Raw genomic sequence first — 23143 nt, 5'->3', positions numbered from 1 at the left:
CGGAGGGTGAGCATCGGAAAAGGTTATTGCTGGTGCTGTCACGGTTGTTCCCCCTGGTTGACCGGATCGTTGGGCAAAAGGTCGTGCGAAAGTTCTGCTTCGATGTCGCTGATGCTGGGCAGCGTGGAGGTGAACTCCGCGGGCAGGGACTTCACCATCTCCGATTCCCATTCGGCGATGCCGATGGGTTTGGAGAAGCCCCGCAGGGAGTACTCCGCCACCACGTTGTTCTTCGTCTTGCACAGCAGCAGGCCGATGGTCGGCTGGTCCTGGACATGGGCCAGGAGATCGTCAACGGCCGACATGTACATGTTGATCTGGCCCAAGTATTCGGGCTTGAAGGCGGTGGCCTTCAGCTCCACCACCACGAAGCAGCGCAGCTTGAAGTTGTAGAACAGCAGATCCGCGAAGAACTCGTCGTCACCGATGTTGAGCCGGACCTGGCGGCCGACGAACGCGAAGCCCTGGCCCAGTTCCAGCAGGAACTTCTGGATGTGCTCTACCAGCTGGTTTTCGAGCTCGCGCTCGTTGCGCCGGTCCGCCATGGCGACGAAGTCGAACACATACGGATCGTGGAACTGCTGCCGTGCCAGGTCGGAGTCCGACGGCGGCAAGGTCGCTTTGAAGTTGTTGAGCGCCGTGCCGCTGCGCTCCATCCGTTTGGTGTCGATGTGGTGGACCAGGACGTTGCGTGACCAACCGTGTTCGACGGCGGCCGCTGCGTACCAGAGGCGGCTTTCCTTATCGCTGAGCTTCTGAAGCAGCGCCAGATGGTGGTACCAGGGCAATTGTGCAAGCGGCGCTTGCACAATTGCCTCGGCAGGCCAGGCTTCGGCGAAGGCCCGCATGTACTTCAGGTTGCGCGGCGAGAATCCGGCGGCGCCGGGGAACTGGCTTTTGAGATCCGCGGACAGCCGCTCGATGACCTTCGATCCCCAGCCCTCGAGGCTTTGTCGGTCCAGGATGTCACGCCCGATACCCAAGTAGCTGACCAGCAGCTCCCGGTTAGCCGCACTGACAGCTTTGGAGCGGCCGGCGGTGACTTGGCTGGCAACGGAGGCCAGCAGCTCGGGGTACCATGCCGGCATCGAGCTGGTGGCGCGCACGCCGGAAATCGACGCCTCGCCGACGTGCGTGCGCGCGCCCGGCTGAATCTCGCCCCCAACCTGATTCATACCCCAGCTTCCTCCAGGACCTTCTCGGCATCCTTGACTCGTAGACTGCCGGACATGAGTTGGGGGAGGAGCGCGTTGCGGGTCTCGGCTAGCGAATTGTTTTCGCGAACAACCCCAGCGGCCACTTCCAGCAGTGGGCCGATTTCGCCCTGTGTAGAGGTCAATGCTTCAACGTCGAAATCTGGGAACGGCAAATGGTCGAAAGTCTTCATCGTGATCGTGTCGAAAACTGAACCATGGGCAATCTCCTTAGCCCTCAGCACAGCCCTCATGATGGCGAAATAGAGGATGCCAGGCGGTATATCGCCCGGAACGAAGCCGTAACAGGACTGGTTGAATGAGGCAGGGGCTGCCAGCCTGGCGACGGCTCCGACTGTACCGCGTGCGGTGAGTATCACGCTTCCCGCAGGCAGAGGCTTTGCTTTCGTAGTTGCCACCGCCGCGTGCGTGATCTTCTCATCAGTGGAAAGCACAACACCGAATTGCGCGCCGGTAATATCCTTTGCGGATGCCCACAGTTGGTCGCCGCCCCATAAGTCTGCTCGCGAACGTGCCGGCGTGCCCCCTAGGACCGGGGTAAGCACGTTACTCATGGGTCGTGCGGGGAAACGAGCAGCCGAGCGGTCATATTTCAACCCGGCAAGCTCACTGGCCGAAGCGGCGAGCTTGGTGTTGGCGGCGATTTTGTCGTCGAGGGCGCCCAGTACCTCCGCGATCGCCCGCTGCTGCTTGACGGGAGGAAGGACAGCTTCGAAGGCTCCGATGCGGGATGGGCTGGTATGGCGAACGGTGCTTCCGGAGGCTGTTCCAAGAATGTAGTCACGATATCTGCCGGTGCGGAGAAAGTAATTCAAAAAACCGCGGTGGACGTTTTCCGGGTCGGTAATCTCAACGAGGCCAACTCTTTGGTTATGGAGGTAGTCGCCGCACTCCGGGACGATCGCTGGCAGTCCTAACGTGTCCCCCTCCTTGCTGAGGTCCGTCATATTCAGGATCAAATCACCAGCGGAGAGCCTGTATTCGGAGGGATAGTCACCCGTGTATGTCTTCGTCCTTGCTTCCCTAAATCCGCCACCGAGTGCGAAATTTCCGGGAGTAAGAAGAGTTGGGAACGACGGATCCTCACTGAACCCGACACCTGGAAATGCAAAGCCGTGCTTGACACGAATGTATGACGAAAGAGGACGGGCTGCAGTGTCAGACATCGACCCTCCCCAACTGCTCGCGCACAACTGCGGCCAGCCGCTCGGACTCCTCGAACTGCTCGAAAAGCTCCTTCGAAAGCCGCGCGATCTTCTCCTCGATCGGCTCGCCGTCGTCCTCGACCTCCGCGGCACCGACGTACCGTCCGGGCGTCAGCGCATAGTCCGCAGCCTTGACCTCCGCAAGAGAAGCCGAATAGCAGAAGCCTGCCTCGTCGTCGTACGCCAGCCCTGCCTCCACAGCCGAACCGGTGCCGCGCCAGGCGTGGTAGGTGTTGGCGATCTTGGCGATGTCGTCGTCGGACAGTGCGCGTTCGGCGCGGTCCACCATGTGGCCAAGGTTCCGGGCGTCGATGAAGAGCACTTGCCCCGTGCGGTCAACGGAACCGCGCGGGCCGGCGGTCTTGTCCTTCGCGAAGAACCAGGTGCACACCGGGATGCCAGTGCTGCGGAACAGCTGGGTTGGGAGGGCCACCATGCAGGAGACGAGGTCGGCCTCGACCAGCTGGGCGCGGATCTCGCCTTCGCCGCCGGAGTTGGAGGACATGGAGCCGTTGGCCATGACCACGCCCGCGCTGCCGCCCGGCGCCAGCTTGGAGATGATGTGCTGGATCCACGCGTAGTTGGCGTTGCCGGCCGGCGGGACGCCGTACTTCCAGCGCGGGTCTGACTCGGACCGGGCCCAGTCCTTGATGTTGAACGGCGGATTGGCCATGATGAAGTCCGCGCCGTTGTTCCCGGTCAGCTCCGGGTGCTGGTCGCGGGCAAACGTGTCGCCCCAGCGCGACGCCAGGTTGGCGTTCAGCCCGTGGATGGCCAGGTTCATCTTGGCCATCCGCCACGTGCGCTCGTTGAGCTCCTGGCCGTAGACGGAGATGTCCGAACCCTCCAGGTGGTGCGCGGCCAGGAACTTCTCCGCCTGCACGAACATGCCGCCCGACCCGCAGCACGGGTCGTACACCCGCCCGCGGTGCGGCTCCAACACCTCCACCAGCACCCGGACCACGCCGGCGGGCGTATAGAACTCGCCGCCGCGCTTGCCCTCCGCCTTGGCGAACTTCTCCAGGAAATACTCGTACACCTCGCCCAGCAGGTCGCGCGCCTTGCTGGCGCCCTGGCCCGTGAAGCGCGCGGAGTTGAATAGGTCCAGCAGCTCACCCAGGCGGCGCTGGTCCACGTTGTCGCGGTTGTAGATCTTGGGAAGCGTGGCGGCCAGGCTCTTGTTGTCGTGCATGATGAGCTCCATTGCCTCATCGATCAGCAGCCCGATGGACTTCGGCGCGGCGCCGTCCACCGCATCCAGGCCCTTGGCGTTCTCCGCCAGGTACGTCCAGCGCGCCCTGGGCGACACCCAGAAGACGCCCCGGCCGGTGTACTCGTCCACGTCGTCGATCAGCTGAGCGATCTGCTCTTCGTTGAGCCCGTCCGCCTCCAGCTCGGCCTGGATCTGCTCCCGCCGCTCCTCGAACGCGTCCGACACGTATTTCAGGAACACCAGCCCCAGGATCACGTCCTTGTACTGTGAGGCGTCCATCGAGCCGCGGAGTTTGTCCGCCGCCTTCCAGAGTGTGTCCTTGAGTTCCTTCATGGTGGACGGGGCGAGGTCCGCCTTCACTTTCGGGGGCATTATGCAGTTCCTTCTTCTGGCACGGCGTGGGTAATAGGGTCTGTCAGGGTGAGGCTTCCGCCCGCTACGCCGTCCGTAATCAGGGTAGCGAGTTCTTCCAGTTGTTTGAGGCGTTCGCCGGCCCTGGCCTGCTCGTGTTGCAGGCGCTGCAGGGCGTTGCTGAGCGGCTGGCGTTGGGCTTCGCCTGTACGGCGCAGCTGCCAGTCGCGCCAGGACTTGTCTGCCTGGTGGAGGGCGTTGATGTCACGGGCGACGACGGCGGGCAGCAGGCCGCCTGGGTCGCCCTGGTCAATCCTGAGGATCCGGGCGGGAAAGACGACGACGGCGCCGCCCTCCGCGTCCACGATCGCCGCGGGTCGCGGGCTGGTACAGAAGACAACGTCGCCGGGTTCCGTGAGCCGTCCGGCGGAGTAGTTGGCCGCGAAGTCCAGCAGGGTGATGAACCGGGAAGGTGCAGTGTGCGGGTCCAGCAGTTCCTCGCGGCCGAGGATCCTGCTTCCCGCCGTCTTGTTAATGTGCTGGTCCTCGATCCGGATGCCCTTGACGTATTTGAGGTATCCGGAGCCCATAAGTTCCGTGACAGAGACGGGGGCGGGGGAGGAAGGGTTGGCGGCAGGCTGGACACCGAGAAGCGTGGTGTCACCACTTCCCCCTGTGGCCAGGGCCCGGACGAGTTCCTCCACGCGGAGTGCCGCCTCTGAGTCAGGCGCCGCCGTCGACGTCCCCTTGGACGGCACGCTGACCAGGGCACCCGTTCGCGCAAGCAGAATCCGGGTCTGCACAAGCCGGGCGAACCGGAAGGAGTGCGCGCGGATTGTGGCGCGGCTGCCCATCGACGCGACGACGTCGCTGATCAGGTCCTGGCTCACATCCACGGTCAGCGGCGTAGTGCTGAGGTCTGCCACCATGGTCCACCGGTCGGCGATGGGTACGTCGGCAAACGATGGACCCAGAACCCACAGCGCCTGCGGCTCGCGTGGCTTGGCCCGAAGGAGCCCAGGCATGAGCCGGATGATGGCCCGCACGCGGCCGGACCTCATCAGGTCTGCCCGGACGTTGCCGGACTCACCTGCAAGGGCGTCAGACAGGACCCGAGCCGGGGCGATCACCACCGCCCGTTGGGAATCGTCCATTTGCAGCACGATGTTCTCGATGCCGGACAGGATGCCCTGGGTGTCCAAGCCGGGTTCACCGGGGGCGGGATATTGCGCCACGTGGACAGCGGGACCCGTGACCGCGAAGGCTCCCTTGCCGTCAACCTTGACGGGCCCACTGTCCGTCCCGTGCACCGCCAGGCGCCGTCGCGCCAGACGCGAGGCGCCGCCGTCGTGATCAGCTGCCAGAAAGGAGGCTGACTTTGATTCGCCGAACTGCTGCGCGATGCTGAGCATGACGTCGCTCCCGCCCGGAGTAGCGTCCACGAACACAGGCCGGCTGTCCAGCGTGGCCGCGAGCTCTATGGCTGCGGCGCTGACGAGCTTGAGGGCTGCAGCTGTGAGAGCGGTGGCCGCATGCTCCCTTAGACCTTCCTTGAAGCGGTGGGTCAGAAGATTCTCAAACGCCGCTGGAGCGCTGTAGGCGCTGTCCACCAGCCTGTCGGCGAAGCTGGCCAGCCCCGGAAGTGCAGAGCCCAGGGCCTCCAGTTCCGAGTACAGGAACAAATCATCCGGATCGGCCTCGTCCGCCTCATCCAGGAGACGGGAAGCACCGAAGTTGCCCAGCCCTCGTCCGGTGATGACTTTCAGGGCGAGCAGCGCTGTGAGGCCGTCGAATGTCTTGCGGCCGTCGTTCAATGGCCCGGCGTGATCCGCGGGTTTGGCATGGACGGCGACGTCGTTTCCTGCCTCAGGGTTGTTGCCCCGGCCGGTTGCCTGCAGCCATGCCGTAACTTGGTCGGCGTCGAAGAGTTCGACGCCGTTTACCGTTTCCGCGGGTGAGGGGAATGGCAGAGGCCCCCCGCTGCTGCGCTTCCGCCACATAGAGACGACGGGACGCTGAACCTGCGAGAGGGATGCCACGTCCGACAGCGTCATGCGCATTGAGTCCGTTGCTGTGTCCATTGCTGCCCCCCTTTCCGTTGGTCCGTCCTGAAGCCTAACCGAGCAGGCCGACATGTTCTCGCCAGACCCTGATAATCCCCCTTATCAGTCTGTGGGCGGCACCGACGACCAAGCAGGCAATAACTTTTTCCTGCAGCCAGGAGGTGATCCTCCGAAGCTGTGGCGGTGGCGGGAAACCGCACATTGGGGGGAGGTATCCCGCCGCCGACCTGCAGCACTCATGAAATGGGGAGAACTTAGTGTTGAACAACGACATCGGACCGGGGGAGATCCCGGACAGTGATCAGGTGTACCAAACCGGGCAGGCGACTCCTGCCCAGGTGACCAAGCGTGGCCGGAAGAAGCCTGCCCTTCTGGTGGCGGCCGCGGTTGTGCTCTTTGCCGGCGGAACGGCACTTGGAACGGCATTGCCAGATCCCAAGGAAAGCACGGCGTACAAGTCCCTTGCCGGCGAGAAGTCCACCGTCGAGACCGAGCGGGACGCCGCGCTATCCAGCTACGCCTCCCTGAAAGGCAAGTACGACACCCTTGAAAACGGCATGGCATCCCGCGAGTCCAAGGTCGCGGCCAGGGAAGCCGAAGTCGGCAAAGCCGATGCTGCCGTGAAGACCGCTGAGGCAGCAGTCAAAGCCCGGGAGGACGCCGTGACTGGGGCCGAAAAAGCGAAGGCGGCGCGCACGGTTGGCGACGGGACCTGGACGGTGGGCACGGACATCGAACCCGGCACGTACCGGGCAGCGGCTGCCGTCGGCTCCACCTGCTACTGGGGGATCTACCGCAGCGGCAGCAACGGCAGCGACATCATCGAAAACGACATCCCCGGCGGCGGCCGACCGGTTGTCACCCTCTCAGCAGGGCAGGACTTCAACTCAACCCGCTGCGGCAAATGGGAAAGACAGTAGCCACTGCTACTTCGCATCATCTAATCGAATCACTTGAAAGGCACCATCATGACCGACCAGAACTTCGCCCCTGTCCCGCCGGCTGCCCAGGCACCTGCCGCCCGGCCGTTCTACAAGAAGAAGCGCTTCGTTGTCCCCGCAGGCATCCTGCTGGTGGGCATTCTCATGGGCTCATGCTCCGGCGGAAGCAAGCAGGCTTCCGACTCCAGTTCGGTCGCCTCCGCCACAGCGTCCGTTGAAGCGGCTGCGCCGGCTGCAACTGCGCCTGCTGCCCCTGCGCCTGCCGCCCCGGCGGCGGCAGCACCGCCGTCGTCCGCTCCTGCCGCTCCCGCGGCGCCTGCGGTGGGCGTTCCCTTTTCCGCGAAGATGCGCAACGGCAATGTCGCCAGGATCACTGTCGTGTCCGCCGTACGCACCGACTCAGTCACCACCGGTGCGTTTGCTACACCGCCCAAGAACGGCACCTACCTGCTCCTGGATGTGCTCTGGGAAACGGAATCCGGCAAGACGAGCTCCAACCCGCTCTACTTCTCGGCGAAGGATGCCAACGGGCGTAAGGCAGACATGAGCATGTTCGCCGATAACCAGCTGGGCTCAGGCGAGGTTCTGCCCGGCGACAAGGCGCGGGGCAACGTTGCCTTCGATATTGCTCCGGGTGCTGCCACCGTCATGATTTCTGATCCGCTGCTCCAGGAAGCTGCACGGATACAAATTCCGGGATAAGTTCACTTCCGCCCGTGCGGTCTGATCGGCGGAGGTCCGTGCAGCGTGGCGAGCAGGATCCTGCCGGGTCATGCGGGACACTGATGACGGCGCGGTTGGGGAGCCCTGGGCTCCTCTGCCGCGAACCGAATTGCAGCGTTTATAGAAAGGCTCAGGGTTGAGCCTGTGGTTTAGAGGGGGACAACGTAAATGACCGAAAGCGAAGCTGTCACGCTGGAGACCCAGTTGGATGATGAGGAAGCCAACGCAGACATCGCGAAGGCGGTCAGTGCGCGTCACTCAATCGCACGCAAGTACGTCATGCGGATTCGGCGCCGGCGTCCTGAGGCGACCCCCGCAGAAGTTATCAGGCTGCTCGAACGTCACTACAGCACGTCAATTACGGCTGCAGGGGCTGCGATCACCGCCGGGTCGATCGCGGCTGAGGTAGGAATCTCGTTGATCCCGGGTGGCAGCGTCGCGGCAACCGGTCTGAAGACAGCTGGGAAACAGGCGGCTAAGAAGACCGTCCAGGTAACGGCCAAGGAGGCGGCCAAAGTGGCCGCGAAGAACATGGCCATGGGGGCTGCGAAAACGGGTGCCCACCGAGTGGCCGCCCTCCTCCCTGCCGGTGATCAGCAGCTCCAGTTCGAGCTCACGGCAATTTTTGGGCTTGCCTTGGCCGACATCCACGGGAAGGCCCTTGACCAGGACCAGGCCCACGCGTTGGTCTACGGGCTGACCAATGAGCGGGTAAGCCAGGAGCAAATTGCCATCATGGCCAAGGATGTCGCGGAGACTTCCCCCGACGGTGTGGTGGGCGTTGGCCACAAATTTGCCGCCGCGAGCGGGGACTGGTCCCATTGGGCGACTACCCTGGCTGATACCCTGCCCAGCGGTGCCGCGCAAAGCCTCGTCCGGACAATGCAAACGGGTCAGCTGGACACCGTGCGGGAGACCTTGAACGGAAAACATCAGACGGCGATCGAATACGGCGTGGGTGCGTTGACTGGAGGCGTGAGCCGTTTCGTGTTTGGTCGGGACGTCGTTGAGTCCGCCCGTAAAGCATTCCCTGAGGCTCCGGCGGAGTTCCCGGCCCACCTTGCCCTGCAGATCGAATTGTCCGACGCCAACGACCAGGAATCCGAACCCAACCGGGCGCTTGCAGCCTTAGAGGATGCCGCGAAGTCCACGGGAAGCTGGATCACTGGGACGGCCAGCACAGTTGGAGAAGGGGTGGCAACCGGTGCCTCCGCCGTGGGCTCGGGGGTGGCAAGCGCTGCCGCTGCGGTGTCCCGCCCGTTCCGTGCCGTGGATGTTGACGGCGACGGGATCCCGGATGAGCCCCAGGCACTCGCCGCGGTCAAGGGCCTCGGCGGTGCCCTTGCTGGCGCCACTGGCGCAGCGAGTGGAAAAGTGGCAGGTTTGTTCAAGTCCCGGAAGCGGGATACGGCTGATGCACCGGAGAAGGCGCCTGAGGAATGAACTCAGAGGCTTACAGTGCCGAACTCGCTGCGGCCATGGAGGCTGGCTTTATAAAGAACCCCAACACAGGCGAGCACTGCCACAGCCTTGCCGACGCCTACATGGCTTCCCTGGCCGGGAGTTCCCTCCCAGAGGACATAGAGGGGCGCAAAGAGTACGACCAGCTCGTTGCGTGGTCCCTTGAGAGGAGCAACGCGTCGCCCGGAGAAGTTGTAAGGACGTTCAACTACATCCGGGTTAAAGCGGTTCGAGTGGCCATGAAGGTCGCCCAGCGGCGCGGCGAGGTCGGTCACCACGAGGACCTTTACTGAGCCTGAGGTCCTCAAGAAGTATGTACTGTGACAATTCAGTCCGTGTACAGGCGACTGCCTGGCAGCTCAACCAGCGGGCGCCTGCGCCGCAAACTTCCAAATGAGCTGGACGTGGTCGCCCCCTCGGGAGCTATCGCCTCGGCCTGATCGGGTCGTTCCATGCGGCAAGTTCTTCCAAATCGACCTGCAACTCACATTTCCTTGTGCGACCGGAAGCTCCTTGGCGTTACCACCAGGAGGCAGATTCAGGGCAGATCGACTCGTCATTCGGTGGGATTCGATGGACAAGCGCTATCTAGTTGCTGGACGCGCTACCAACTAGATGGTGCTTGTTCAGGAACTCTGTCCTCGGTCAGCCTCGGTACGATCTTCTTCAAGGACGGAGACCCTGCCGCAGCAGTCCCACGGGGGCAGTTGACCGGATCATCGAGGTCGTCAAGGTCTCCGCGTCCTGCCGGGCCTGACACGCCCCGGCGCCTCCCTCAGGATGTCGGTGCCCGGGAGCACCATGGAGGTATGACGGCTCCAACAGTGGAGGCGGCGATCCACGAACTGATGGATCTCGCCTGGAATGTTGTCTACGACCTGCTTCAGGAGCGGGGACTGCTCGGCGACGGGTTGTTCGTCGAGGAGTACACCGGCAGTCACTCCTGGCTGGACGGGCCCACCCGCTACACCGTCGTCCACTCCCGCGAGGTTGCCGTGCTGTTCCTGGACACCCGGCCGGTGGACGCCATCCCGTTCCACCACGATCTGCTGGGCGCCGACGACCCGGCCAGTTTCTTCACCGTCCCGGGCTGAAGCGCCAGTAATAGCTGGTTTCGCCGTGCCTGGACGAGGGCGAGAATTGAATGGCCGAGTGGCTGCTGCAGCGATTGGAGAAGGCCATGCGCAAGGCACTGCTGTGCAAGCTGAACATTCAACACGACTGGCATGTCGAACACGCGGAAGACGGCAGCCCCTATAGCCGCTGCTGGCGGTCCGGCAAGGACGACGATGGCCGCGCCGGTGGGCGTCGGGGTGAGTTCAGTAGATGGCTGGGGTTCAGTGGATGGCTGGGGCCGACCGGAGGAGGCGGACTGGGCTAGCCAATGCTTTCCTCAGTGATCGGGCGTGCAGAGTCTGTCGAGGGTCTCGTTGAGCGTTGACTCAATTTGGCCGTTGAGGAGATCACGCTTGTCCGCGGTGGACGGGTCCTCGAATTCGGTGGGCATTGGTGGAGTTGTGACTGTCATTGCTGCCTGGTACCGCCCGTCTGCGCTGCTCACTGCTACCGTCTGGTAGTCATCGAACGAGCCCCGGCCCTCGTGTCTTGACTCTTTCGAGCATCCGTCCGCGTGCTCCCAGACGCCCAGCCCGTACGGGCCAAAGCCGGGGCTGGTTTTCATCTCCTTTAGCGAGGTCGGGGAGACCGCGCGCCCCTGGAAGATGCCGGCCATGAGGAGGTTCAGGTCTTCCATGGTCGATACCGCGCCGGCGGCCGGGTTGCCGACTGTGAAGGTGTTATCTGTGGTGTCGACGCGTTCTCCGCGGAGGGTCACGTAGCCATGCACCAGCCCGGTCTCGTGCGGGTCGAGGTGGTCGAGGCTGGTGTGCTTGAGGCCGAGGGGGTCAAAAACCTCCTCTTGCATGACCTTGACGAAGGGTTTGTGCCGTAGGGTCTGGACGAGGAGGCCAAGGGCGAGGTAATTGGTGTTCGAATACTTGAAGGTCCCGACACTGGTCGGGGTCCAGGGGAGGGTGCCTGCCAGTTGCAGGCCCCGTTCCATCGTGAGTGTCTGGGAAACCAGGGGGCGGAAGTCGACGTCCTTGGGCAAGGCATCGTTGACCTCGGGGATCCCGGATGTGTGGCTGAGCAGTTGCTTCAGGGTGATGAGCCTCGGGGGCTTGAGTGCGGATGTGAACCCGGGAATGATGTCGTTGACGGGATCGTCGAGGCCGATGAGGTGGTCGTCTACGAGTTTCAGCACGGTCACGGCTGTCATCGTTTTGGTGAGACTGGCGACCTGCGCGCGGTCCGTGGGTTGCGCCGGGGTCCTGGATTCGAGGTCGCGCACGCCGTAGGCCCTGGACCACTCGCCCTCGGGCCAGCGGACCTGTACGAGGGTGGCCACGGCGCCCTCATCCATGAACAGCTGGACCTGATTTTCCAGGGAAGCGAAGGGACTGGGCGAGCTTGGTGACGGCGCGGGCTCATCAGGTGGATAGGTGCAGGTGGAGAGAGCGAGGACCAGTCCGAGGGCCGCTGGCATCCAAACGTGATTCTTCTTGCGCATTTTCCGCATCCGGTCGGGACGAGGTCAGAGGTCGGGGCCGGCTGCGGCACCGCGTCCGGCCAGACCCACGAAGGCACCGCCGTTCCAGCACCCTCATTTTAGGACTGGCCGTCATCGTGGGGAAGTCACCACCATGCCGGCTAAGGCTGTCTTTTGCTGATCCTCGCTGCTGAGAAGCGCGAGCGTTTGTTGGTTTCACTCCGGCTGCGCGAGGGCCACTGTTGGATTGCCGGAGTGGCTGCTGCAGCGATTGGAGAAGGCCATGCTCAAGGCACTGCTATGCAAGCTGAACATTCGGCACCAATGGCACGTCGAACACACCCAAGACGGCAGCCTGTACAAGCGCTGTCTTCGCTGCGGCAAAGACGACGATGAGCGCCAGAGGGGAGGAGGAGAGTTCAGCGGCTGGGCAGGACCAGTCGGAGGAGGCCGAATCTGAGCCGCCCTGCGAACCTGGCCTGCCGGCAAGCGCTGTGGTTATAGTGCTCTCTTGCCCATTTTCAGGAGGAGACTGCGATGGCCGCTGAGGACTACTTCGTGCACCGGCACCGGGACACGGTCATTCCCGAAGACCACCTCGATGTGTGGCGGCCCATCCACACCTCGGATGCTTCCATCCAGATCGTCCAGGCCAACGGCGTCAGCGCATCGGTGGAGTACCGGGCCGAGCACGCGCCGGCCCTGGCACGGGCGATTCTTGAAGCGGTCGGCTTGGACCCGCGGACCGTCTTCAACGGAAATATGCCCGAGTTGACGACGCCCTATGCTTCGGGCTCATGAACACTGCTTCCGCGGCCCCGTGCGCTGACTGCCAGGGCCGGCATATGAGCTGACTCCACCATGAAGGGTCTTCCGCGGCACGGCCGGCCGGGGGTGGGCGGCAGGTCCTAGCTCAGGGCCTCACAGACGTCTATAGAAGTGCCCGAGACACTCTGCACTTCGAACACGCCCTCCGGGTCGATGGTAAAGACGACGGTCCCTATGTATTGAGTTGTGGACGGTCCGGCAGGGATGTCGGAGGGAAAGAGAATCAGGCCGGTGTGGCCGCTGATTCTGACGGTTGCTACGCCAGATTCGGGGTCAATATTGGTCTTTGAAACACTCCCGTTGGACCTAAAGGTCACAGATTCCTCTGTGTCCAGATTGGTGTACGTCAGGGTGTATCCCTTGCCGGCTTCGATGACGAGGGCGACTTCGCCGTCAGGGCCCTTGATTTTATGTGTTTGGGCCATGGATCCCGTTCCTTCAACACCAAGCGGAAAAGCGCAGGCGACTCCTGCATCAAATTCCATGGACAGATCCGCGGCGGCTGTTGCTGCGGGGGCCGCAACAACAGCCAGCGGTGCGGCACCGAAGAGAGACATAAGGGCGGGAACAAAGCGTTTCATTGCAGTATCTCCAAATCTCGGGAAGCAGAACTTCCGGTGAAGGGCACAGTCGTCGTGCGGGGTGGTCAGTGACGTACGGGGCGGAAAAATAAACGTGACCAGGTAGCTAGGTGAAACCGGAATTCATGATCCTCGCGACGGCCGTGAAGAGCGCGTCGAGGTGGGTGTACAGCAGGAAGGCAACGAGCACCACGGCGAGGATTATCACCCCGAACCACAAGAGGACGCTGAGAGTATGAGGCCGGCTCAGGATTTCGGGATGAGTGTCAGCTCTGCGCATTGCCCTCAGCCGCATTCGTAACAGCGCCGTTTTCAGTCATCGAGAACCTCAAGCGCGTACGGTTCATTGCGCATAGTGCGCCAATTCCGGGTAGAGCTTGGGCGAGTGTAACGTTCTGTTGCTGCTACGGGAATCGGAATACTGCTCGGGAATCCAGAAAGGCGCACGAGCCCCTGCCCCTGTGAGGTTGTCGCAGCGCACTAACTGGTCGCCGATACGTTCAAGAGGACAGTCAACGTAGGTGGTGATGGCGGTGTCGGAAATGTCTGAGCCTGATTCAGCAGGGCCTCCGGTAAGGAGAATAGTGACGACAGCCGCAGCGAGAATAGTGGAGATTTGCTGGAGCACTTTGTCTCCTGAATCGAGACGAAAAAGCTGAAGCGCCGTTCCTAAGATGGCGCTGTAGGCGGGTCCCAGCGAGCCCTCACAAAGAGACGTTGCCCAATGCCTATACGCTTGGGAGGCCGAGCTTACCCTCCATATCCCGGGCCGAAAAAGGTGATCGCCTACCCAATCGGAAGCAGGACCTGCAATCAGGGAATAGGGGTTTTAACCAATGTGATTGAGTACCTGCGTATCCGGATGGAGAACGGCAAGGCCAGGCCCGCAGCCGTTCGACAAAAGCCTTTACGCGGGGCGTCGATCAAGGGCAAGCTTTCCTCTACGTGGAAAGCTTCAGGGCGGCACGTGGGGGTTGGGGCTTACGCATGAAGCGTGAAAAGAAAGGACGGTCAGTCTGCGCCGCAGCAACCCAACCATCTGCGACCCGAGGTAGGCAACCACATGCTTGGCATCACGAAGAAGCCCCTTGCTGCACTTTCCGCACTCATCCCATTACTGATCTTCCCTGCAGTACCAGCCACCGCCGCCAGCCCAGGCCCAGCCAGTAGCGGCGCCGAATTGGCGTCCTACAGCGAGTGCTACCCGAGCGGTTCCGGGTCGCTCTGCTGGGAGCAGGTCTGGTTCGAGAATTCAGCGCAGACTCCCACAGGGGGAGTGGCTGTCACCTGGTCCATCACAACGACTTCCACGACCTACGACTCATCGGGGGCCATCACTGATGATCGGTCGAGCGTGGACAGGTACGTGGCCGTCATTCAACAGGGTCACCGGACCGACAAGCTTCGCGAGACCCGCACGATCACCGATGCCACAGGAATGACCTGCACCTATTCCTACGATTGGCTCGTGACCAACTACGAAGTCCGGGTCGACAATATCGTCAGCCACTGCACCCTCTGAACTGCCGGATCAAATACATCCGGCCGTCTTGGACTAGCGATGCGGTCACCGCGGAATCTCCACGTCGCTGCTCCTTGCCTAAGGTTGGCGCGCTTGCTGTTCGCCCCGCGTCGCGGCCGGCCCCGCCGCCACCCGGGAACGACGTAGTTCAGCTGCTTCTCTTTGCCTGCGCTGAGTTTTCCGGCCCGGTAGTCGATCCGCTGCGTGAGCAGCCACGCACCGAGGGTGCGTTCCTCCTGGTCGTCGGTCTTGTTGTGCCGGGGCAGCTCGTTGCCGGCCGCCAGATATGCCGCCACCTCGCCCAGGCGCTGGCTCGACCGGGCAGCGTCAACATCCCGCTTCGACGGCTGCTCCCGCCAGCCGGGGACGGCTTCAAGTGCCTGGGCGTAGGCGGGGGAGAGGGTGCCGTCGGCTGCCTGGCTCCTGCGCCGGGCCAGCCACCCGGCGAGGGCGGACTCGCGGGCGGACCGGCCGTGGACCGGCAGCCGGCCTTCAGCCTCGTAGAACGCCAGGAGATCGTCCAGGTTGCGCTGGCCGGCAGGGGTGGCCGGCAGGGGTGGCTCGCGGTGTAGTCGGCGGCAAGGCGGCCCGGTGCCGGGCCCGAAGCTCGGGGTCCTGTCTGGCGGCTGGGGCCACATGATAACGGACCGTAGTCTCGGGCACGCGGGCGACTGCCGCGATCTTCGTCGCGGGGATGCCCTGCCTGTACATCTGCACCCACTCGGGGTGCGGGGCCCTGCGCTTCGTCTGCGTCATCCGCTACCCCCAGGAGTCAAGCCGTTGCTCCAGCCTTGGTCAATAATCGGCATCGGCGAACTGTTTCACGCTACCCGTTGCTCTCCAACAGTTTGCCGTTAACCTCTGATCAATCTCGCGGGCACCTGAGCGTTGTCCACGGCTTTCCTTGTCTCCCTAGGCTCTCACCGGTGCCTCCCCAGCACCATTCACACGCACCTGGGAGAACTTCCACATGAAACGCACTCTTTCCGTGTCGGCATCCGCGACGCTGCTGGCAGTGGCCGCCGTAGCGGGCCTGGTCAGCGCCGGCACCCCGGCTACGGCGGCTGACACCAACGGCAGTAACGGCCGCGTCAAGAACGTCATCTACCTTTTGGGCGACGGCATGGGCCGAACCCATGTCACCGCCGGCCGGGAGCGCTTTTACGGCGCTGACGGCAAGCTGAACATGGAGACCCTGCCCTCGCAGGGTTATGTCAGCACCTACTCGGTGGAGAAGAATTCCGGCCAGCCGGGTCAGGCCGATTTCCACCCCAACTACGTCACGGATTCCGCTTCGTCCGCGACTGCGTGGGCTTCAGGGGTCAAGACCTATAACGCCGCTCTCGGCGTGGACGCCAAAGGCAATGCGGTTCCGACCATCATGGAGCAGGCCAAGCAGGCAGGCTACCGCACCGGAAACGTCTCCACGGCTGAAATTACCGACGCCACCCCGGCCGGTCAGATCAGCCACGCGCTCCTGCGCGGTTGCCAGGGACCGGTGTACTCCGCCAGTGCCTGCCAGGACACCTCCATCACCGGCACCACGCTGCCAACCAGCGATGTCCGCGTGACCCCGATCGCAGACCAGATTGCACGCAACGGCACCGCGGACGTCATCCTCGGCGGTGGACTCGCCCGCTTCGACACCGAGGACGAAAAAGCCCTGCGCGACCAGGGCTACAGTGTCCTCGGCTCCCCGGCCAGCCAGACCGTCGCCACCAAGACTGATCTTGCAAAGGCCGACGGCGAGAAGGTCTTCGGCCTGTTCAACAAGGGCAACCTGACGATCGAGAAGGCCAAGCAGGCCAACCCGTCCGCGCCCCAGGCGCAGGAGCCCACCCTGGCCGAAATGACGAAGAAGTCCATCGAATTGCTCGGCTCCGGCACCAAGGGCAACGGCTTCTACCTCCAGATTGAAGGTGCTCTGATCGACAAGCGCTCCCATGCGAACGACGCGGCCCAGACCCTTGAGGAAATCAAGGCCTTCGATGACGCCGTCGCCGCCGCCATGGACTTCGCCAAGAAAGACGGCAACACCTTGGTCATCGTCACCGCCGACCACGAATGTGCCGGGTTCAACATCATCGAAAAGGGCTCCTTCACCAACGCCGAAGCCACTAACCCGCCTGTGAACGTTGACTCGGGCAACACTGCCAACAACTCCGCCCCCACCCGGCCGGGCGGCAATACCAAGGACGCCTCCCGCTCCACCGGGCTGGTTAACGGCGCCGGGTCGACCGACCCGCACAACTTCGCACCGGCCAGCTTCCGCACCCCTGATGACGCCCCCGGTGTCCTGGACGGGACCCCTGAGGCGAGCCTGTGGCTGACCTACCTTTCCGGGAACCACACCGGAGCCGACGTTCCGATCTACTCCTATGGCGCAGGTTCGGAAAAGATGCAGGGCAGCATCGATAACACCGACCTGTTCGACATCGTCGGCGACGCCCTGCGTCTTCACTGACACCATCCCAAGGGTGGCCGGGAAGCAATGACAAGCTTCCCGGCCACCCACTCATCCCTTACAAGCACAGGACTATCCTGATGAAATTCAGCATGAAAGCAGCCGTCCTCAGTGGAGCAGCCCTTGTTGCTGCCGCCGCCATGGGCGCCGGCACACTAGGCCAGGCGACCGTCCCGAACGCCGCAGAAACTCCCCGCCCTGCCGCTACCGTGCAGACATCCTTCCCCGGTCTCGCCGCCGCACACGGTGAGCCCGTCCTTCCGGGGCTGCAGGAAGCTCACCCCGCACCGGGGCAGGTCATCCAGGCCAAGGGCCCCTTTGACGACCGCTTCGTCCTCGAAAACACCGCCTTCACGGGAACTGCCGCCACCGGAACCATCCGCATCACCAGTGATGTCAGCGACCTGCTCGAGCTGCAGATCCTCGCCGGCTTCTACGACGACAAGGGCGCGCTTCTCGGCACCGGCCGGTTCGAACACCACGCCGGGGCAGAAGGTCACAACCACGAAGGCCCTCCCTCCGAGACCGAGGAGTTCACCATCGACGTTCCCGCCGACATGGCCGGCAAGGCCGTATCAGCCGCCTTGGGTGTTCCCGTCCTCGTCAACGAGTAGACAGGGTCGGCCCGGCCGGCCGGAGATGAGCACGCTACGTCCCCTGCCAAGGCTTGACCCCTTGGCGGCGGCAGGTCACGATGGGCCGATGGGAATCAGTGAAGAGTTGCGGGCCCTGGATGGCGTTGTTGACCGGCGCACCGCGCGGTGCGCTCAACCTGCGCGAACAGAACATCCCGTAGACACCTCCCAGTAACCTTGTGGTGCGACGCTTGCAGCATGGACAACCCTGACCTGATCGATTCCCGCCACGGCGGCACTGTCAGCACCAACAGCGAGCTCGCCTCGGGCGACTGGATCGAGGCCTATTACAAGGGCACGCTCGTTCACCGCGGTGAGGTGACCGAGATTGCGCCGAACCACGAGCTCTTCTGGATCCACGATGTCCTCACCGGCGTCCGACGGCTCCTGGACACCACAGAGTTCGAGATCCGTAAAAGGTCCCGGGTGCAGTCCCCTTCCCAGTTCAACTGAGCCGGCGCCCTGGCAGGAACGAGATCTAGACAAGCGGGTGGGCGGCGCTTATCTTCAGACCAGCAACAGCAGGTGCCTTTCCAACCTACCCCTGGAGCACAAGTTGTGGACTTTTGGACGACGACAGAATGCGCGGAATCACCTCCATTTCGATGCGTTCCTGCGCGAGGCCGTCAACGCCGACCCGGGCAGTGACACCGGTCTAGACCGTGAGGAACTGTTCGGGCTTTACACCAGCTTGTGCCTGCTCGCGGAGCGCCAACCGCGGGCCCCGAAGGAGCTATGGCATGCTCTCCGGGACAGGGGCATCAGTCCGGGAAAGAACACTCTGGCGATGGCGGGAGCCGCAGCGCGCGACTATATCGTCTCCAGCGCCCCGAGCCTGACCTGAAGCAACGGCAGGATCCAGTTTCCTGCGGCCTCCACCTGGGCAACTGCCGCATCCGTGTCCCCGCCGCGCGTAAGGGGCCGCCTTCGGTCAACTTAGTCAGGGCAGCCAGCAGGGGCAAACCGGTGCCCTCCCAGCCAACCCCAGTCAGGAACGCCAAGCCGATGGCCGCTAAGGGGTGCATGGCTAAAGTGCAGGACGCACTGGGGGAGGCCAGGAAGCAACCACGGGCTGAGCCCTCTTGTCGTCTAAATGTCATCGGAAAATTGTCCTTAGGACACGTTGAGGCAACCCGGTGCGGCAAAACTTGATCCGAGGGGAGAGTCCGGGATTGGAAGGGCGTAGCCATGACAATCAGCGACCGCAGTCTTGTCGGATCCTGCCACGAACTCGCCCCAGGCGATGCCATCGAAGCGTTCCAGAAGAACAGACTCCTCCACCGCGGTCCCGTCACGGAGGTAGCCCCGGAACACGGACTTTTCTGGATCCTTGACACTTTGACAGGGAGCCGCCGTCTGCTCGACCTCTCTGAACTCGAGGTCATGCGTATGCCGCCGCGTTACCGGGAAGTTCACGTGGGGACCACAAGTCGTTGACCTTCCCGGCGCCCCGGTCACGCTGTAAGAGATCTGAGCCTGGCCGTCGAAAAAAGTCAGCCCGCTCCGTTCGACAGAACGCACAGGGGGGCCTTCGAATTTGAAAGGAAAGGCATATGAGCAGTGAAATCCTCACGCAGACCACCGCGGCAGCCCTGATCGCCGTCTTAGTCGCTGTACCGCCAATGGTTGTCATGTTTCTCGCGGCAATCCGCGCCACCCCACACCAGCTGGTGGACATGATCACGCGAATGGACTGCGACTGACGGTACAGCCGTCTCGTCCCCTGCTGTCGGGCTCCGCCCCACGACCAGCACCACAAGGACGCGAAAGGGCGCGCCCGTCTGAGCGCGCCCTCCCCGTGATGCTTTCATGGCTCTCCAGAGTTGATGGGCTTGTGGCGACGGCCGCGATCTCCGGCGCCCGGACGCGGGAAAGGGTGCGCCCCGTTCGCTGAGCGCACCCTTTTCGCATTCCCATGCACCGGATCCCCATCCGTTTGAAACCCATAATAAGCATACTTAGTAGTAGGCGGTCAAGGCGTATCGGCCGATGTAGCGAAAGCGCTACGGGGGCGAGAGTAAGTCCACCACATCTGTACCAATACCTACTGCCGCTGCTCTGCGCCAGCGTCCTCTTGAGGTATCCCGCGCCTGAACAACAGAGCAAGGAGAGTGCCGGCGGCGATGAGCGTCACCCAGACAATGCTGATGATGATGACCTCAAAAATGTCTTCCCGGTATATTCCGCGCAGGGCCACGACGACGGCGAGGGAAATAGCCGCTGCAGCGAAGCTGAGCAGGAACAGCCATCGGATAGCCCTCTCAAGGCCGGTTCTCCTGGAGAACACAGGGACAAGGCAGAGGAATGCCAGGGTCATCAACAAATACCCGAGCTCCTCGAGTGCGAGAAAGACGCCGTTCGGGTTGTACTGCGTGAGCATGGCCCAGCCATCAAGTTGTCCCTTCTCGAGGCTGGGCTGCATGACCATGGCCTGGATGTAGTAATTGATCAGGAGGACAGCTGCCGCCAGGACCGCGAAGCAAAGCGCCAGCAAGCTGTACGTCTTCCTTGCTTGGGGGGCAGACTCATGGAGCGCTGCAACCAACGCCACGAAGAGCACCATCAGAACCATGGCCGGGAACAACCAGTAGTAGTCTCCGGGCCACTGGTCAGAAATGAGTTGCTCCGTGAACGGGTACGGAACCTTGTCCGGGAGTGCCGTCAGGGCAAGTGCAAAAGACACTACCGTCATGGCAGCGGTTGCAACGGCAGCCCAGAACCCGAACCGGTTAACTGCCAAGTCGGTACGCGCTGGATTTATCGGATAGCTGTCAGGCCTGGCTTCCCTTTTTGTTCGCATGGCACGCCTCCTTGCTTCAGCCCGGCCGTTCTGTCTGCAGGAGGTAGCTCCTGCGCCGGCGGTACTCCCACGACCGAGGGGAGCAAGTCGCCTTACTGATAACGATCCGTTTTGCTTATGAGGAAGAACTAGGGGCCAATGTCCCGGCTCTCTGCGGCATCAAAGCGGCAGGACCGCATACCCCGCAAGCCTTCGCGCGTTCCGGGGCCGGTTATAACGGGCGTGGGGGCGTCAGGACTAGACGATGGCCCCGTTGTTGACTTCCGTGAATCGGGAGCGGCGGGGGAGGCCCCTGGCCCAGTACGCGATCATGAGGCCGGCGGTGGCGGCGCCGCCGGCAAGGGTCCAGGGCGAGGACCAGGATCCTTCCGGGGTCGGAATCGCGAAAGCGAGGGGGACTGTGGCGACGCCCAGGAGAACCTCCACGACGGCCTGGAGCGGCCGGGCCCGGTACTCCGGGTAGCCCAGCCGGATGAAGGGGATGATGGGCAGCACGAACAAGCCCAGGCTGGGGATCGGGTAGACGGCGTTGAAGGTGAAGATCGCCAAGCCGAGGACCAGCAGGCCGAGGAACTTCAGGACCAGCAGCACACGGAGAGGATCCTCCGGCGTCCACCGGCCCAGCAGCAGTCCCCACGCCGGCAGGCCGAGCAGCCAGCCGCCGGCCCAGAAGCCCAGATGCAGCAGCGCGAAGGGGGCGAGCAGAATCCCGGGCAGCAGGAACGCTGCGGCCTGCCGCAGCGACACCTTCCCGATTGGGCCAAAGATGCAGGCCCCGACCAGCAGGTAGGCAGCCGCATAGCCTGGCAGCAGCTGGATCGGCGGAACCTGGGACAGGCCGTAGAGCAGTAGGGCCATCGCGACGACCATGACGCACACGGCCGCGAACGTCCATGGATGGCGGCTTTGCCCGCTCATCGTCCCTGCCGGCGTTCCAACCATCGTCGGTACAGCTGGCTGCTGTTCCGGAAGAGCCACCCTGAGCGGGCCATGCCCGCGGCGAGGCTGAGGATTGCCGCGGCGACCAGACCGGTGTAGGGAAGAGTTTCGGGGGAGGTGCCGCGGGGCGTCAAGACGATCATGGCGGCGGCGATCAGCACCGTGGCGATCACGAGGAACCTGACCACGCCGGGGTTGATCCGGATGCCCTGCTCCACCCGCGGCACATCCTTGGCCGGTTTCGGCAGCTTCTTCGAAAACCGGGCTCCCAGAGTCAGGAGCCAGCCGAGGGCGGAAATCGGTGCACCCAGGAGGACCATCCCAACGCCCCGGCTAGTGTCCTGCCCGACCAGACCGGAAAGGATTGCATCGACAGCTCCCGTTATCGCCAGTGCCACCCCGTACCACCAGGCCCAAAAGATCCAGGACCGGCGCTGCGCGTAGCCAAGTTCCAGAGCCCGTTCGTCAGCAGCCACCGCAGTGGCATCCCCCAATGTCATGAACCGCACTCTACCGGGATTAGGGCGGTGTGCCGGCCAGAAGCGAAGAGGGGCACGGCATACTGCCCCGTTTCCCCCTGCCACACCTTCATTACTCGGCAAAGCTTCGCCGAGAGTGGGATGGATCAGTACCCCTTCAGGCGTAGGCAGTCCGCCACAGCTATGCCTTGTCTAGTTGACACGAACGAAGTGAGGGTGGATGCGCAGTGGCGGGCTGCCGGTACCGACAAGGACTGTGTTGCCGTCTCGGGATCCTTCCATGTTCAAAACGTCTACGCGGGTAGAGCGGCCGTTGGGGTGTTGGATGAGATGAGTGACTCTTTGATGCCAGTGTCCGCAGAAGACATGGGGTGGCTGGAGAGTGTCCACGACATGACGAAGTAGTGACCTTGTGCGCTCTGCTTCTTCTGTCAGTTCGTGTGGCAATTTGAATTCGCTTCGCAACGGCACGCCGGCTGGGGCGTCATGGCTGATCAGGACGTCGATGGGCCCTCCAGCGATGAGTTGTTCGGCCTCGGCAACTGTTGGTTCTTCATTGCCCACCAGTCTTTGAGTTCTGTCCGCCACGCTTTGTCGACGGACAGGGCTCCGCCCAGTCCTCCGAGCTTTAAGTCGCCAATTTGCGTTCGCCCGCCCTTCGGCAAGATCTTGATATTGGATTGGAAAGTGGCCAGGCCGTCCTGGCCGATTCTTAGCTTGCCGATGGTCTCATGGTTGTCGTGGTTCCCGGGCGAAACGATAAGGGCCATTCCCGCCTCCGCCAGGAACCTGTTCGGTCGTGTTTCGTAGCGGTTGCGCTCGGCTCCGGGCCAGTCGAAGCCGAAGTCACCAACGTGTATGACGCGGCTGATGCCCTCCTGAGCGAGTGACCGCAGCACGTTGAGAGCGCATCCTTGGTGTCCGTGCCAGTCGCCCACGACGGCGAGGGTCATTCCGCAGTTTTCCTCGTTCATACGTTTGCCTCGGGCAGGGCTTGGATGCATACGACGGGGGAGGTGGTCCGCAGGGTCGGTAGGTTATCCTCGCGGACGTTAATCCAGAAGGATGCACTCGTACCGACGTCGCACGTCTCAAGGACCAGTAGCTTCAGCCCTTCGCCATCACGGCGCAACCGGGAGATCGCTGCTGCACCCCGGCGGCAAAGTTAGCCCCCGA

General features: G+C 63.1%; 24 protein-coding genes. 12 read left to right on the top strand and 12 right to left on the bottom strand.

Translation table 11 applies throughout. From position 1 onward, the window contains the following. Positions 1–38: 38 nt before the first annotated feature. From AC3IMC_RS03355 to AC3IMC_RS03340, 4 genes are read right to left on the bottom strand one after another with little or no spacing between them, the layout of a single operon-like run. Positions 39–1175 (bottom strand): PDDEXK nuclease domain-containing protein, encoded by a 1137-nt coding sequence (locus AC3IMC_RS03355; protein WP_490917023.1) that lies wholly within the window; start codon positions 1173–1175, stop codon positions 39–41. Then, on the bottom strand, positions 1172–2380 hold the full coding sequence (locus AC3IMC_RS03350; protein WP_490917022.1) for a restriction endonuclease subunit S: 1209 nt from the start codon (positions 2378–2380) through the stop codon (positions 1172–1174). The genes AC3IMC_RS03355 and AC3IMC_RS03350 overlap by 4 nt, the downstream gene beginning before the upstream one ends. Continuing rightward, positions 2373–4004, bottom strand: coding sequence for a class I SAM-dependent DNA methyltransferase (locus tag AC3IMC_RS03345; protein ID WP_490917021.1), 1632 nt, complete (start codon positions 4002–4004; stop codon positions 2373–2375). Before AC3IMC_RS03345 ends, AC3IMC_RS03350 begins: the two co-directional genes overlap by 8 nt. Further along, positions 4004–6064, bottom strand: coding sequence for a hypothetical protein (locus AC3IMC_RS03340; protein WP_490917020.1), 2061 nt, complete (start codon positions 6062–6064; stop codon positions 4004–4006). The genes AC3IMC_RS03345 and AC3IMC_RS03340 overlap by 1 nt, the downstream gene beginning before the upstream one ends. A 239-nt stretch (positions 6065–6303) precedes the next feature. Here AC3IMC_RS03340 and AC3IMC_RS03335 point away from each other — a divergent pair, with 239 nt between their 5' ends. From AC3IMC_RS03335 to AC3IMC_RS03310, 6 genes are all read left to right on the top strand, one after another. Then, positions 6304–6966 (top strand): Rv1352/Rv1906c domain-containing protein, encoded by a 663-nt coding sequence (locus AC3IMC_RS03335; protein ID WP_490917019.1) that lies wholly within the window; start codon positions 6304–6306, stop codon positions 6964–6966. A gap of 48 nt (positions 6967–7014) precedes the next feature. Continuing rightward, the gene (locus AC3IMC_RS03330) at positions 7015–7689 is read left to right on the top strand and encodes a DUF4352 domain-containing protein (protein WP_490917018.1); all 675 of its coding nucleotides are present in this window, start codon (positions 7015–7017) and stop codon (positions 7687–7689) included. Positions 7690–7878: 189 nt separating this feature from the next. Next, the gene (locus AC3IMC_RS03325) at positions 7879–9153 is read left to right on the top strand and encodes a hypothetical protein (protein WP_490917017.1); all 1275 of its coding nucleotides are present in this window, start codon (positions 7879–7881) and stop codon (positions 9151–9153) included. Further along, on the top strand, positions 9150–9464 hold the full coding sequence (locus tag AC3IMC_RS03320; protein ID WP_490917016.1) for a hypothetical protein: 315 nt from the start codon (positions 9150–9152) through the stop codon (positions 9462–9464). Before AC3IMC_RS03325 ends, AC3IMC_RS03320 begins: the two co-directional genes overlap by 4 nt. 516 nt (positions 9465–9980) lie before the next feature. Continuing rightward, complete coding sequence (locus tag AC3IMC_RS03315; RefSeq protein WP_490917015.1) at positions 9981–10265, top strand: hypothetical protein; 285 nt, start codon at positions 9981–9983, stop codon at positions 10263–10265. 50 nt (positions 10266–10315) lie between these two features. After that, a complete protein-coding gene (locus AC3IMC_RS03310; protein ID WP_490917014.1) occupies positions 10316–10552 on the top strand; it encodes a hypothetical protein in 237 nt (78 codons plus the stop codon). Between the two features lie 12 nt (positions 10553–10564). Here the strand turns inward: AC3IMC_RS03310 and AC3IMC_RS03305 are convergent, their stop codons facing one another. Further along, positions 10565–11716 carry a serine hydrolase domain-containing protein gene (locus tag AC3IMC_RS03305; RefSeq protein WP_490917013.1) on the bottom strand — a complete coding sequence of 384 codons (1152 nt, stop codon included), beginning with the start codon at positions 11714–11716 and terminating at the stop codon, positions 10565–10567. A 540-nt stretch (positions 11717–12256) separates the two neighbouring features. Here AC3IMC_RS03305 and AC3IMC_RS03300 point away from each other — a divergent pair. After that, positions 12257–12520, top strand: a complete 264-nt coding sequence (locus AC3IMC_RS03300) for a hypothetical protein (protein ID WP_490917012.1) — start codon at positions 12257–12259, stop codon at positions 12518–12520. Positions 12521–12627: 107 nt separating this feature from the next. Here AC3IMC_RS03300 and AC3IMC_RS03295 read toward each other — a convergent pair whose 3' ends face one another. Both AC3IMC_RS03295 and AC3IMC_RS03290 read right to left on the bottom strand, forming a co-directional pair. Then, a complete protein-coding gene (locus AC3IMC_RS03295) occupies positions 12628–13128 on the bottom strand; it encodes a hypothetical protein (RefSeq protein ID WP_490917011.1) in 501 nt (166 codons plus the stop codon). Positions 13129–13471: 343 nt separating this feature from the next. Beyond that, positions 13472–13756, bottom strand: coding sequence for a hypothetical protein (locus AC3IMC_RS03290; protein WP_490917010.1), 285 nt, complete (start codon positions 13754–13756; stop codon positions 13472–13474). A 366-nt stretch (positions 13757–14122) separates the two neighbouring features. Between AC3IMC_RS03290 and AC3IMC_RS03285 the strand changes: the two genes are divergently transcribed. Continuing rightward, the gene (locus AC3IMC_RS03285) at positions 14123–14650 is read left to right on the top strand and encodes a hypothetical protein (protein WP_490917009.1); all 528 of its coding nucleotides are present in this window, start codon (positions 14123–14125) and stop codon (positions 14648–14650) included. Here the strand turns inward: AC3IMC_RS03285 and AC3IMC_RS03280 are convergent. Then, positions 14605–15288: a helicase associated domain-containing protein gene (locus tag AC3IMC_RS03280; RefSeq protein WP_490917008.1), complete on the bottom strand. Its 684-nt coding sequence runs from the start codon at positions 15286–15288 to the stop codon at positions 14605–14607. The genes AC3IMC_RS03285 and AC3IMC_RS03280 overlap by 46 nt on opposite strands. 332 nt (positions 15289–15620) lie before the next feature. Here AC3IMC_RS03280 and AC3IMC_RS03275 point away from each other — a divergent pair, with 332 nt between their 5' ends. From AC3IMC_RS03275 to AC3IMC_RS03260, 4 genes are all read left to right on the top strand, one after another. Beyond that, on the top strand, positions 15621–17114 hold the full coding sequence (locus tag AC3IMC_RS03275) for an alkaline phosphatase (protein ID WP_490917007.1): 1494 nt from the start codon (positions 15621–15623) through the stop codon (positions 17112–17114). 80 nt (positions 17115–17194) lie between these two features. Then, on the top strand, positions 17195–17728 hold the full coding sequence (locus tag AC3IMC_RS03270) for a hypothetical protein (protein ID WP_490917006.1): 534 nt from the start codon (positions 17195–17197) through the stop codon (positions 17726–17728). Positions 17729–17947: 219 nt separating this feature from the next. Beyond that, complete coding sequence (locus AC3IMC_RS03265; protein ID WP_490917005.1) at positions 17948–18202, top strand: hypothetical protein; 255 nt, start codon at positions 17948–17950, stop codon at positions 18200–18202. A gap of 1100 nt (positions 18203–19302) precedes the next feature. After that, entirely contained in the window at positions 19303–19452 is a 150-nt protein-coding gene (locus tag AC3IMC_RS03260) for a hypothetical protein (RefSeq protein ID WP_490917004.1), read from the top strand. A gap of 341 nt (positions 19453–19793) precedes the next feature. Here the strand turns inward: AC3IMC_RS03260 and AC3IMC_RS03255 are convergent, their stop codons facing one another. The 4 genes from AC3IMC_RS03255 to AC3IMC_RS03240 form a co-directional block, all read right to left on the bottom strand. Next, positions 19794–20549: a hypothetical protein gene (locus AC3IMC_RS03255; protein WP_490917003.1), complete on the bottom strand. Its 756-nt coding sequence runs from the start codon at positions 20547–20549 to the stop codon at positions 19794–19796. A 237-nt stretch (positions 20550–20786) separates the two neighbouring features. Then, a complete protein-coding gene (locus AC3IMC_RS03250; protein ID WP_490917002.1) occupies positions 20787–21467 on the bottom strand; it encodes a hypothetical protein in 681 nt (226 codons plus the stop codon). Further along, positions 21464–21988, bottom strand: coding sequence for a hypothetical protein (locus AC3IMC_RS03245; RefSeq protein ID WP_490917001.1), 525 nt, complete (start codon positions 21986–21988; stop codon positions 21464–21466). The genes AC3IMC_RS03250 and AC3IMC_RS03245 overlap by 4 nt, the downstream gene beginning before the upstream one ends. Before the next feature lie 473 nt (positions 21989–22461). After that, positions 22462–22941: a metallophosphoesterase family protein gene (locus AC3IMC_RS03240; RefSeq protein ID WP_490917000.1), complete on the bottom strand. Its 480-nt coding sequence runs from the start codon at positions 22939–22941 to the stop codon at positions 22462–22464. Positions 22942–23143 lie beyond the last annotated feature (202 nt).

Source organism: Arthrobacter sp. E70 (assembly GCF_058266945.1).
The sequence above is the reverse complement of the archived record's forward strand: the minus strand, read 5'-3'. Positions and strand labels throughout refer to the sequence as shown.

Coding starts and splice junctions, on each gene's coding strand:
- AC3IMC_RS03295 (WP_490917011.1), bottom strand. CDS start 13,128: ATGAAACGCTTTGTTCCCGCCCTTATGTCTCTCTTCGGTGCCGCACCG.
- AC3IMC_RS03355 (WP_490917023.1), bottom strand. CDS start 1,175: ATGAATCAGGTTGGGGGCGAGATTCAGCCGGGCGCGCGCACGCACGTC.
- AC3IMC_RS03300 (WP_490917012.1), top strand. CDS start 12,257: ATGGCCGCTGAGGACTACTTCGTGCACCGGCACCGGGACACGGTCATT.
- AC3IMC_RS03270 (WP_490917006.1), top strand. CDS start 17,195: ATGAAATTCAGCATGAAAGCAGCCGTCCTCAGTGGAGCAGCCCTTGTT.
- AC3IMC_RS03260 (WP_490917004.1), top strand. CDS start 19,303: ATGAGCAGTGAAATCCTCACGCAGACCACCGCGGCAGCCCTGATCGCC.
- AC3IMC_RS03250 (WP_490917002.1), bottom strand. CDS start 21,467: ATGAGCGGGCAAAGCCGCCATCCATGGACGTTCGCGGCCGTGTGCGTC.
- AC3IMC_RS03325 (WP_490917017.1), top strand. CDS start 7,879: ATGACCGAAAGCGAAGCTGTCACGCTGGAGACCCAGTTGGATGATGAG.
- AC3IMC_RS03280 (WP_490917008.1), bottom strand. CDS start 15,288: ATGTGGCCCCAGCCGCCAGACAGGACCCCGAGCTTCGGGCCCGGCACC.
- AC3IMC_RS03240 (WP_490917000.1), bottom strand. CDS start 22,941: ATGAACGAGGAAAACTGCGGAATGACCCTCGCCGTCGTGGGCGACTGG.
- AC3IMC_RS03320 (WP_490917016.1), top strand. CDS start 9,150: ATGAACTCAGAGGCTTACAGTGCCGAACTCGCTGCGGCCATGGAGGCT.
- AC3IMC_RS03275 (WP_490917007.1), top strand. CDS start 15,621: ATGAAACGCACTCTTTCCGTGTCGGCATCCGCGACGCTGCTGGCAGTG.
- AC3IMC_RS03330 (WP_490917018.1), top strand. CDS start 7,015: ATGACCGACCAGAACTTCGCCCCTGTCCCGCCGGCTGCCCAGGCACCT.
- AC3IMC_RS03310 (WP_490917014.1), top strand. CDS start 10,316: ATGGCCGAGTGGCTGCTGCAGCGATTGGAGAAGGCCATGCGCAAGGCA.
- AC3IMC_RS03265 (WP_490917005.1), top strand. CDS start 17,948: ATGGACAACCCTGACCTGATCGATTCCCGCCACGGCGGCACTGTCAGC.
- AC3IMC_RS03305 (WP_490917013.1), bottom strand. CDS start 11,716: ATGCCAGCGGCCCTCGGACTGGTCCTCGCTCTCTCCACCTGCACCTAT.
- AC3IMC_RS03255 (WP_490917003.1), bottom strand. CDS start 20,549: ATGCGAACAAAAAGGGAAGCCAGGCCTGACAGCTATCCGATAAATCCA.
- AC3IMC_RS03315 (WP_490917015.1), top strand. CDS start 9,981: ATGACGGCTCCAACAGTGGAGGCGGCGATCCACGAACTGATGGATCTC.
- AC3IMC_RS03340 (WP_490917020.1), bottom strand. CDS start 6,064: ATGGACACAGCAACGGACTCAATGCGCATGACGCTGTCGGACGTGGCA.
- AC3IMC_RS03345 (WP_490917021.1), bottom strand. CDS start 4,004: ATGCCCCCGAAAGTGAAGGCGGACCTCGCCCCGTCCACCATGAAGGAA.
- AC3IMC_RS03350 (WP_490917022.1), bottom strand. CDS start 2,380: ATGTCTGACACTGCAGCCCGTCCTCTTTCGTCATACATTCGTGTCAAG.
- AC3IMC_RS03245 (WP_490917001.1), bottom strand. CDS start 21,988: ATGACATTGGGGGATGCCACTGCGGTGGCTGCTGACGAACGGGCTCTG.